This is a genomic window from Clostridium sp. UBA4548, assembly GCF_002387895.1.
Taxonomy (GTDB): Bacteria; Bacillota; Clostridia; order Clostridiales; family Clostridiaceae; genus Clostridium_J.
Genome location: NZ_DGLI01000042.1, coordinates 1 through 8,534, shown reverse-complemented (window position 1 = coordinate 8,534; position 8,534 = coordinate 1). Strand labels below are relative to the sequence as shown.

General features: G+C 32.2%; 7 protein-coding genes. All 7 read left to right on the top strand.

Annotated elements, in window-relative coordinates; genetic code table 11:
• Nucleotides 1-251 precede the first annotated feature (251 nt).
• Nucleotides 252-533: a DUF1294 domain-containing protein gene (locus tag B3040_RS15185; RefSeq protein ID WP_291574913.1), complete on the top strand. Its 282-nt coding sequence runs from the start codon at nt 252-254 to the stop codon at nt 531-533.
• 229 nt (nt 534-762) lie between these two features.
• Nucleotides 763-1,554 (top strand): polymer-forming cytoskeletal protein, encoded by a 792-nt coding sequence (locus tag B3040_RS15180; RefSeq protein ID WP_291574911.1) that lies wholly within the window; start codon nt 763-765, stop codon nt 1,552-1,554.
• Nucleotides 1,555-1,709: 155 nt separating this feature from the next.
• Nucleotides 1,710-2,333: a YhbD family protein gene (locus B3040_RS15175; RefSeq protein WP_291574909.1), complete on the top strand. Its 624-nt coding sequence runs from the start codon at nt 1,710-1,712 to the stop codon at nt 2,331-2,333.
• A 114-nt stretch (nt 2,334-2,447) separates the two neighbouring features.
• Nucleotides 2,448-3,785, top strand: coding sequence for an MFS transporter (locus B3040_RS15170; protein ID WP_291574907.1), 1,338 nt, complete (start codon nt 2,448-2,450; stop codon nt 3,783-3,785).
• Nucleotides 3,786-3,846: 61 nt separating this feature from the next.
• On the top strand, nt 3,847-4,200 hold the full coding sequence (locus B3040_RS15165; protein ID WP_291574905.1) for a hypothetical protein: 354 nt from the start codon (nt 3,847-3,849) through the stop codon (nt 4,198-4,200).
• A 325-nt stretch (nt 4,201-4,525) separates the two neighbouring features.
• Complete coding sequence (gene glmM, locus B3040_RS15160) at nt 4,526-5,875, top strand: phosphoglucosamine mutase (protein WP_291574904.1); 1,350 nt, start codon at nt 4,526-4,528, stop codon at nt 5,873-5,875.
• 754 nt (nt 5,876-6,629) lie between these two features.
• On the top strand, nt 6,630-8,456 hold the full coding sequence (glmS, locus tag B3040_RS15155; protein WP_291574902.1) for a glutamine--fructose-6-phosphate transaminase (isomerizing): 1,827 nt from the start codon (nt 6,630-6,632) through the stop codon (nt 8,454-8,456).
• Nucleotides 8,457-8,534: the final 78 nt, after the last annotated feature.

The following is an 8,534-nucleotide window of genomic DNA, read 5'->3' as shown; positions in this document are numbered from 1 at the left end:
TTATTTAGTGCGACAGCCCCTATTTTTATATGACGGCAAGTTTAGGAAAATAGAATGTTAGAATTTTTTTATGACATGATATATAGGCAACCTTTTAGGAATAACTAAGCAACAGCATAAGTAGTTCTATTTAATTTTGTAGGTGAAATTCATAGTTAGTGTGTTATTATAAAGCTAGTAAGTAGATTAGAGAAAACAATTACGTAATAGTCTAATATGAGAATGATAAATTGGTAGAAAGGAAGTGTAGTATGAGGGAATTTTATAATGTATTAATTTATGTGGGATTATTTGTGAATATTTTAGGATTTATATTAATGTATGTGGATAAGCAAAAGGCAATAAAGCATCAGTGGAGAATTAGTGAAAATACACTTATGCTAGTGGCAGCATTATTTGGTAGTTTTGGGGTTTATGGAGGAATGCTAATATTTAGACATAAAACAAAGCATTTAAAGTTTAAAATTTTTGTGCCAATGCTCATAATCATACATTTAGTTATAATAAACTACATATTCTCGCATAAGATTTAAGGGTAAGAGATTTTCTTATCCTTTTTATTATCTTTATTTTTATTACACCTCATTAAGAAACTAATATTTATTACTTTACACATTGCGAGTATATAAGTAAGATGCTACTAAAAGTGTGCTCACAATATACAAATATTTTCAATAATGATTAAAAAAGTGTTTACAGCGTAACAATGTTATGTTATCCTTATACTATAATAAAACAATGTTACGCAGATGGAGGGGTATTATGGTTAATAATCAAGAATTAGGCTCATTAAAAATTTCAGGAAGTGGAGAAGCTGGTGGAGGAAGATATGATGAAGTTTCCATCAGTGGAAGTGGGAAAATTACTGGCGATATAGAATGCAATAGCTTTAAGATAAGTGGAAGTGGAAAAGTACAGGGAAACTTATTAACTAAAGATTTTAGAATTAGTGGTAGTGGAAGTATTCTTGGTGAACTAAATTGTATAGAGGGAAAGATCAGTGGTAGTGGAAAGATAACTTCCAATGTGAAAGCTGATGATTTTAGAATTAGTGGCAGTGGTAAAATAGAGGGAGATTTTAAAGGAAAAGAATTTGGTATCTCAGGTTCTGGTACTGTACTAGGAGGAATCTACTGTGAGAAAATGAAATTATCTGGTTCAGCAACTATTGAAAAAAGTATTGAAGCAGAAATAGTAGATTTAAGTGGAGGCTTCAGAGTTGGTGGCATGATAAATGCAGGAGAGGCTCAAATTTATGTGGGAGGGAATTCCTATGTAGAAGAAATAGGAGCAACAAAGGTCGTTGTTAGCGAAAGACCTATTAATGTAAATGGAATCATTGGCTGGATAGCTAAAACCTTTGGAAGTAATTATGGATACTTGCATGTTAAAACTATTGAGGCAGATGAAATATTCTTGGAAAATACTATAGCTGATGTAGTAAGAGGACAGAATATTACTATTGGTAATGGCTGTAGAATTAAGGTTGTAGAATACTCAGGTGAATTAAAAGTAGAAGGTAATGCTGTTATAGAAGAAAAAAGAAAAATGTAACTTTAGATAGATTATAGAACATTGTTTCATTTACTACTGCTTAAGAGGAGCGAATTTTATTCTTATCCTAATAAAATAAGAGAAGGAAGCTTCTATGAAAGTAGTTGAAGGGCTGTGAGTAGATATGGTCTATATTGTTATAAGGAGACGTTGCTATGGAGGAAGAACTAATTTCAAAAAAGGATATATTAAACATCACGGGAATATCCTATGGACAACTTTATAGATGGAAAAGGAAAAATCTTATTCCTGAAGAGTGGTTTATTAAAAAATCTAGCTTTACAGGACAGGAAACCTATTTTCCGAAAGATAAAATACTAGATAGGATAAATAAAATTATTTCTCTAAAGGATGATATGCCTTTAGATGATCTTGCAAATATGTTTTCAACAAAGATTCAGATGGATAATATAAATGAAGAGAAAATAATTGAAGATAAATTAGTGTCAAAGGCAGGCTTAAAAATATATAAAGATATATATGGAGAAAAGGAAATATATAGCTTTAAAGAAGTATTGTGTATGCAAATCCTAGAAGAGCTACTTCATAATGGTGAGGTTACAATTGAAGAAGGAAAATTAGTTATAGAAGCCATAAGGGATAACTATGAAAGTCTAAAGGAAAAGGGGGAAGTTTATTTAGGAAGAAAGCTCGGAGTCTCTATATGCATGGGAGTTATTGACAGTGGGGAATTGGTGTTAGATAATGGAATAAGAGTTATTATTAGGCTAAAAATTCCTAAGTATATTGAAGAACTAAAGCTAAAAGGGATAGTTTAAAATCCATAAGGTATCTGAAAATAAGTAATAAGTCAAAGATGCCTAAGCTACAAAGGAAAAAATGCATATAAATGCATAAGTAGAGTAAATAAAAAGGGATTTTTGGGGTGGAAAATGGAAGAAGAATTAAAAGACACAACTGTACAAGAGAATAATTTGGGGAATAAACAAAGGGAAATTAAAGAAAATGAAAAGATACGACTTTGGAACAAAAACTTTTTCTTACTATGGCAAGGTCAGTTAGTATCTGTATTTGGAGATGTTATTTATTTAATAGCTTTAGATTTTTGGGTTTTAGAGGTAACTGGCTCAACTGCGTTAATGGGACTTTTAAGTGCTCTAACTATGGTTCCGAGAATAGTGCTAGGACCTTTCGCCGGTGTATTTGTGGATAAGTGGGATAGGAAGAAAATAATTGTTCTTACAGATTTTATAAGAGGAGTTTTAGTAACCCTTGTAGGGATTGCTGGGATTTTTGGATTTATACAGGTTTGGATGGTATTTATAACAGGAATAATATTAGGTTTATGTTCAGCTTTCTTCAATCCATCCATGGCATCGGTAAAACCAGATATAGTTCATGAATCAAAGCTTGTTCAAGCAAATTCAGTTACAAGTCTTGCGAGTTCTGGTATGGATATGATTGGTAATGCTATTGGTGGGATATTATTTGTCACCATAGGGGCACCTTATATGTTCTTATTTAATGGAATTTCTTATATTTTTTCAGCCTTTACAGAACTATTTATAAAGGTTCCAAAGATAGAGAGAAAAGTGCAGGAAGTTACCTTTAAAGAAGATTTCAAAGAAGGGCTTAAATTTATGTGGGGCTTCAAAACCTTAAGAAATGTGTTTTTTGCAGCTTCAGGAATAAATTTTTTTGCAAATGCTGCGTTTATACTAATATTACCTTACTTTAAGGCAACACCTTTCTTAGGACCAGAAAAGTATGGTTTTGCTATGGCATCCATATCTTGTAGTATGGTAGTGGGAAGTATAATATTATCAATAATAACCATAAAGAGAGAAATGAAATTTAAAGTATTTTATTTTTCAATAATTCTTAACGGATTACTATTAATATCCATAACCTTTATAAAAAGTTATCCACTACTTGTTGGGATATTATTTATATCTTTCTTAGGAAATGTAGTGTTTAATACTATTTTCAACACTACAATGATGCTAGTAGTGCCTAGTGAAAAAAGGGGTAAGGTTTCAGCTTTAATGGGAACCATGTCTATGGGCTTAACTCCTATAGGCACTGTTGTAGGTGGAGTTTTAGGAGAAATATTACCCATTAATGTAGCAATGACAATATTACTTGTTTTAGCCTTTATACTTATGGTTATATGTGTAAACACAAAGGGTGCTAAAGAACTTATTGAATACAATAAGGATGAAGAAGAGGTTGAAGTGTTGATAGCAAGGACTAACGGCCTTTCGTCCTAGTAATTTATTTTATATTTCCTTCATATAATAGATATATAATACTATAAAATGGAGGGTTCTATTGAAGGATAATTTGAATAGTATATTAACCTCATTGAAAAATGGCAAGATTTCTACTGATAAAGCCATTAGTATGATTGATAGTTTATATAAGCCATCAAAAGGTAGGGTACTATATATATTAATTACGGAGGAAGAAAAGAAACCGACAAAAATTACTATGCCCTTAAAGTTTGTTTCAATGATACTAAAAAACTTTGGGAAAATCCCTAATCTTAATATTAAGGGATTGGAACAATTAGATTCAGATCAGGTATCAAAACTTATTCTAATGGCAATAGAAAAAGAAATAGTAGGGGAATTAGTGGAACTAAAAAGCTCTAATAATGAAGTAGTTAAAATTTCAATAGTATAATAAGAAAGCCCGCAGTTGCGGGTTTTTTATTTTTAAATGAGAATGGGAAAAAATATTGAGATTATGGGCATTGAACTTAAGAATAATTAAGTACAAACTATGTAAAATCATGAAGAATAATATATAAACATGGGTACTAAGTATTTAGTATTTAGTAAACTATTAGTAAAAAAGTTATGGCAAACCCTCTCCTATAGTATGTATATTGTAGCTCTTGGCTGAAAACTAGTGATTATTGTTAATGATTATGTTTTATAGTATAATTTAAGTTGTACGTTTGAAAAATACATATTTTATATATTAAAAATAGAAAAGAGGTAGTGACATGAGTAGAATGTTTGGTACTGACGGTGTAAGGGGTATAGCCAATACAGAACTAACAGTACAGCTTGCATATAGTTTAGGAAGAGCAGGTGCTTTTGCTTTAACAGAAGGAGCGCACAGACCTAAAATATTAGTAGGTATGGATACAAGAATTTCAGGTGATATGCTTGAAGCTGCATTAGTTTCAGGGATTTTATCCGTAGGTGCAGAAGCAGTATGTCTTGGAGTAGTTCCAACGCCAGCAGTAGCATACCTTACAAGAAAATATGGAGCAGATGCTGGGGTAGTAATTTCAGCTTCTCATAATCCAGTAGAGTACAATGGAATAAAGTTTTTTAATAAAGATGGCTTTAAACTAAGTGATGAATTAGAAGATAGAATCCAAAGTATAATAGAAAATAATTTTCAAGGAGTTCCAACACCAACAGGGGAAATGGTAGGCAAGAAGCATATAGTTGAAAATGGATTAGAAGATTACATTGCCTTTGCAAAATCTACTATAGATGGAGACTTAGCTGGACTTAAAATTGCCATAGATTGTGCTAACGGAGCATCCTACAAATCTTCTGAAATAGCTTTAAAAGAGCTTGGAGCTGAAGTTTTTGCAATTCACAATAATCCAGATGGAGTAAACATTAATAAAAAATGTGGCTCTACTCATCCAGAGGATTTAATGAAATTTGTAGTGGAAAATAAGTGTGATTTAGGACTTGCTTTTGATGGAGATGCAGATAGATGTCTTGCCATTGATGAAAAGGGTAACCTTATCAATGGTGACTTTATGATGTGTATTGCAGCTAAACATTTAAAAGAAATAGGTAAATTAAATCATGATACAGTAGTTGTAACTGTAATGAGTAATTTAGGACTTGATATAGCTTTAAAAGAAGAAAATATTAAAACTATAAAAACAAAAGTTGGAGATAGATATGTTCTTGAAGAAATGCAAAAAGGTAGTTACAGCATAGGGGGAGAACAATCAGGACACGTAATATTCTTAGATTTTAACACTACAGGAGATGGATTAGTTTCAGGATTACAACTTGCAACTGTGGTTAAAAAATCAGGAAGGACCTTAAGTGAGCTTGCAGCTATGATGACAGAGCTTCCACAAGTTCTTGTAAATGCTAAGGTTCCTAATGATAAAAAGGATATTCATGTTAAAGATGAGGAAATAGCAGCAGAGATAATAAGAATGGAAGAAAAGCTAGCAGGTAGTGGAAGAGTATTAATTAGACCATCAGGTACTGAACCACTAGTTAGAGTTATGCTTGAAGGAAAAGTTCAAAGCGAACTTGATGAAATGGCTACTTCACTTGCTAAGCTCATTGAAAAGAAGGCTAACAACTAATAGTTAACATAAAATAAGGAGTAGTGATTTTACTCCTTATTTTTTTCTGTGAATTTATGAAGTTTTAAAAACATTTTGGAAGCTTCAAGTCTGGCATCTTCTAAAGTGGCAGTTACTCAGTCTAGATAAGCTGCTTTGGTGGCAGTATAAATCTGCTTCGAAAGTTGTTAATAAAATGAACTTGTTCATTTTTTAATGTGGCTCCCTAAGTTAGGAGCAATATTTATAGAAAAACTAACCCATTGTTACCATAGTTTTTAAAGTAAAACATAGAGGTAAAAAGCTATTTATTACATGTAAAAAAATAACATTGACCATTTGGAAGTTTCAGAATATAATAAACTGAGGTTAAATAGAAAATTATATCAGTTTAATATTTAACTAAGCGCCAGGACTTGCGAGTTTCACTAGAAGGCTTATTGATAAGGACATGATTATAAGTATTTACAAATAATATAAATACTTAAGAGTATGGAACTATCTTTAGCATTAGGTGAAAGTGTGAGTTGACGAGGATGGGGAGTATCGATTCTTCGGCGGGTGCCCCACGGTATCGCACTACCGTTAACGATTGATAAAAGCAGAGAGTGATTTCTGTGACAAAACAATCTGGTGTAAAAACCTTTATTATTCATGGGGTGAAAACCAACAATCAATATACCTTTCATGCTGAACTAAACTTTCAAATGAAAGTAGTATTTGTGTTGGAATTTTTCTCGTGAGCAAAAATCAAAATTTGAAAGGAAGATTTTTTATGTGCGGAATAGTAGGTTATTTTGGAAAGAGAGAAGCTTCATCACTTCTTATTGAAGGATTAAGCAAATTAGAGTACAGGGGTTATGACTCAGCTGGTATAGCGATTCTAAACCAGAGCAACTTAGAGGTTGTAAAATGCAAAGGTAGACTTGCATGTTTAGAGGAGAAGCTTGAGGAAAAACCTGTAATAGGAAATATAGGTATAGGTCACACAAGATGGGCAACTCATGGAGCACCATCTGATGTAAACTCACATCCTCATACTAACGCTAAAGGAACTGTGAGCGTTGTTCACAACGGAATTATCGAAAACTATATTTCATTAAGAGAATGGTTAATATCTAAAGGATATGAGTTTGCTTCTGAAACAGATACTGAAGTAATACCAAACTTAGTAGATTACTTCTATGAAGGAGATTTATTAAAGGCTGTTATTAAGGCAACTGAAAAAATGGAAGGTAGCTACGCAATTGGAGTAATAACTACTCAAGAGCCTGACAAACTAGTTGCTGTTAGACATGAAAGTCCACTAGTTGTTGGACTTGGAGAAAATGAAAACTTCATAGCTTCTGATATTCCAGCAGTGTTAAATCAAACAAGAAATGTTTATCTTTTAGAAGATAAAGAATTTGTTGTAATGACTAAAGACGGTGTTAAACTTTATAATAGATTAGAAGAAGAAATAAATAAAGAAGTATTCCATGTAACTTGGGATGCTGATGCTGCTGAAAAAGGCGGATATGAGCATTTTATGATAAAAGAAATTCATGAACAACCAAAAGCAATAAAAGATACAATGGCATCAAGAATAGTTTTAGGTCAGCCTATAAACCTTGATGATATTCATATAACTAAAGAACAAATAAAGAATTTAAATAAAATATATATAGTAGCTTGCGGAACTGCTTATCATGCAGGAGTTGTTGGTAAGTATGTTATAGAAAAACTAGCAAGAATTCCAGTAGAAATTGATATAGCTTCAGAGTTTAAATATAGAGATCCAATTATTGATGAAAACACATTAATGATTATTATAAGTCAATCTGGAGAAACTGCAGATACAATGTCAGCCTTAAGACTTGCAAAATCTAAAGGCGCTAGAGTAATTGCTGTAACTAACGTAGTAGGAAGCTCAGCTTCAAGAGAAGCAGATGACGTTCTATACACTTGGGCAGGTCCAGAAATTGCAGTTGCATCAACAAAAGCTTATGTAACTCAGCTTATAGCAATGTATATAATTGCTCTATTCTTCTCTCAAGAAAAAGAAACTTTATCAAGTGAAAAGATTGAAAGCATAAAAGAAGAAATGCTAAGACTTCCAGAAAAAGCAGAAGAAGTTTTAAAATACAAAGAAACAATTCAAAAGTTCACTACAAAGACTTCTAAGCATAAGGATATGTTCTTCTTAGGAAGAGGACTTGACTATGCAGTAGCAATGGAAGGATCATTAAAGCTTAAGGAAATATCATACATTCACTCAGAAGCTTATGCTGCTGGAGAACTTAAACATGGTCCAATAGCATTAATCGAAGAGGGAACTATAGTAATGACTATGGCAACTCAAGAAGAATTATATGACAAAATGGTAAGTAATATAAAAGAGGTTTCAGCAAGAGGAGCTAAGGTGTATGCTTTTGCACAAGAAGGACACACTGAAATAGAAAAATCAGTTAACTCTGCATCTTATATTCCTAGAGTAATGGACCTATTAGCACCAGTAATAGCTATAATTCCACTACAATTATTCTCTTACTACATGGCAATAGAAAAAGGATGCGATGTAGATAAGCCAAGAAACCTTGCAAAATCAGTAACGGTTGAATAAATAGTTAAAAATTTAGCCTACATAAGCTCTATGAGCCTATGTAGGCTTTTAGTTTACTTGAGTCTGTAAAATAATTTG